This window comes from Streptomyces sp. NPDC003691, assembly GCF_053981115.1.
In genome coordinates this window covers 1-2265 of the sequence record NZ_JBSFNQ010000213.1, presented here as the reverse complement: position 1 = coordinate 2265, position 2265 = coordinate 1, and the positions used below count along the sequence as shown (strand labels likewise).

Here is a 2265-nt window from a genome sequence, read left to right as displayed (position 1 = left end):
TCAGCTGGTTCAACAAGTACGTCATCGCCAAGGTCGAGGAGCTGCCGAACGTCCGCGGCGTCCACCCGACCTCCACGACGTACGAGTACGACGAGACCGACGCCGCCAAGCGCAAGGGCGCCGGCTGGGCGCTCAACCAGGCCGAGTTCTCGAAGAAGAAGACCCGGACGTACGACCAGTGGCGCGGCTACGAGATCGTCCGCACGATCTCCGGCGCCGACTCCGCCGACCCGTACACGGGTACCGCGCGGTCGATGACGGAGACGCGGTACTTCCGGGGCATGGACGGCGACAAGCTGCCCGGCACCGGAAACCCGGTCCGCAACATCACGGTCAAGGACAGCCAGGGCCACGACATCGCCAAGGACCTGCTGCCTTACCAGGGCCGGGTGGCCGAGAAGCTGACGTACACCAAGATCGGCGGCCTGGTCCTCAACCGCGAGGTCGACTACCCGTGGAACACGGTTCTCGCGTCCCGGGCCCGCGGGGACGGTATCCCGGACCTCAAGGCGTACCGGGTGATGGAGAGCTACAGCGTTGCTGTGTCCCTCTCCTCCGGCACCCGGACAGACTCGGACCCGGATACCCCGGACGACACCCGCACCTATCGCACAGTGCGGACCGAGACCAAGCACGACAACACCTACGGACTGCCGTACGAGGTCGAGTCCCAGGGCGACACCGGCATCACCGGTGACGAAACGTGTTCGCGGATGGAGTACGTCCACAACACGGCGAAGCATCTGATCGGTCTGTCGAAGCAGGCGCTGACCACGGCGGGGCTCTGCCCGGCCGCCGGTGGCCCCGAGCCGGCCGCTTCCGCCTGGGTCTCCGGTTCGCGGGTCGCGTACGACAACCTCGCCTACGGCGCCGCCCCGGCCGACGGTCTCGCCACCACGACGTGGACCGTCGCCAAGGACGGCGGCGCGTGGGACATGGACTCCGAGGTCGCCTACGACAGCCTGGCCCGCCCGGTCAGCACCACGGACGCGGCGAACAGCACCAGCACCACCGAGTACCTCCCGGCCACCGGCCAGGTGTACTCCGTCAAGACGAAGAACGCGAAGCAGCACACCTCCACCAGTGAGATCGAGCCCGGGCGTGCCACGGCGCTGAAGGAGACCGACCCCAACGGGCGGACCACCACCTTCGAGTACGACGGCCTCGGCCGGACCGTGAAGGCCTGGGGCCCGACCAACACCGCCGGCCAGCCGGCCGCGATCTTCACCTACCACGCCAAGCCCGGCGACCCCGTCTCCGTCAAGTCCGAACTGCTCAAGGAAGGCGAGGGGTCGGACTACGTCAGCTCCTACATCTTCTACGACGGGCTGGGCCGTGAGCGGCAGAAGCAGGACCCGGCCGTCGGCAAGGGCCGCCTGATCACCGACATCTTCTACGGTCCGAACGGCACGATCAGCCGCACGAACAACGGCTACTACTCCGGCAGCGACCCGCAGCCGGTCATGTACGAACCCACCGACGCCTCCGACACCAAGATCCCCAACGCCACCCTCTACAAATACGACGCCCTCGGACGCATCCTCCAGGAGACGCCGTACGAGGCAGGCGTCGAAAAGCCCGAAAAGGCCAGCCGCTCCGAGTTCGGCTACGACTACTCGGTGGCCGTCGAGCCCACCGGCGCCGCCTCCCAGCGCTCCTACAGCGACGCCCTGGGCCGAACCGTCCGGGTCGACACCTTCACCGACCCCGCGCGGACCGCGTTCCGCTCCACCCACTTCTCGTATGACGTCCGCGGCGACATGGTCGAAGCCAAGGACCCCAAGGGCAACAAGTGGACCTGGGCCTATGACGTCCGCGGTCGGCTCAAGTCCTCGTCCGACCCGGACACCGGCACCAGCCACACCGAGTACGACAACGCCAATCGCCCAGTTCTCGAAACGGACGCCCGGGGCATAAAGGTATGGTCGAAGTACGACGAGCTCGGCCGCCCGCTGGAGCAGCGTCTCAACAGCAGCACGGGCGATCTGCTCCAGACCAGCACCTACGACACCATTACCGGTGCCGTCGGCCTTCCGGCCACCGCCACCCGCTACACCGACGGACTCCCGTACGTCGCTGAGGTAACCGGCTACAACGCCGACTACCAGCCGACCGGCAAGAAGCTGACTCTGCCGCCGTCCATAGCCACCACTCATGGCCTCCAGCAGACCTACTCCTACACCTTCGGGTACACCAAGGGTGGTCAGCACCGGGAGACGATGCTTCCGGCGGCGGGTGCGCTGGCGGCGGAGAAGATCATTACGC

1 pseudogene is annotated in these 2265 nt (G+C 67.2%); it reads left to right on the top strand.

Annotated features, from left to right (window positions below):
- Positions 1-2265: pseudogene (locus tag ACWDR0_RS34775) on the top strand (sugar-binding protein); the annotation flags it as partial.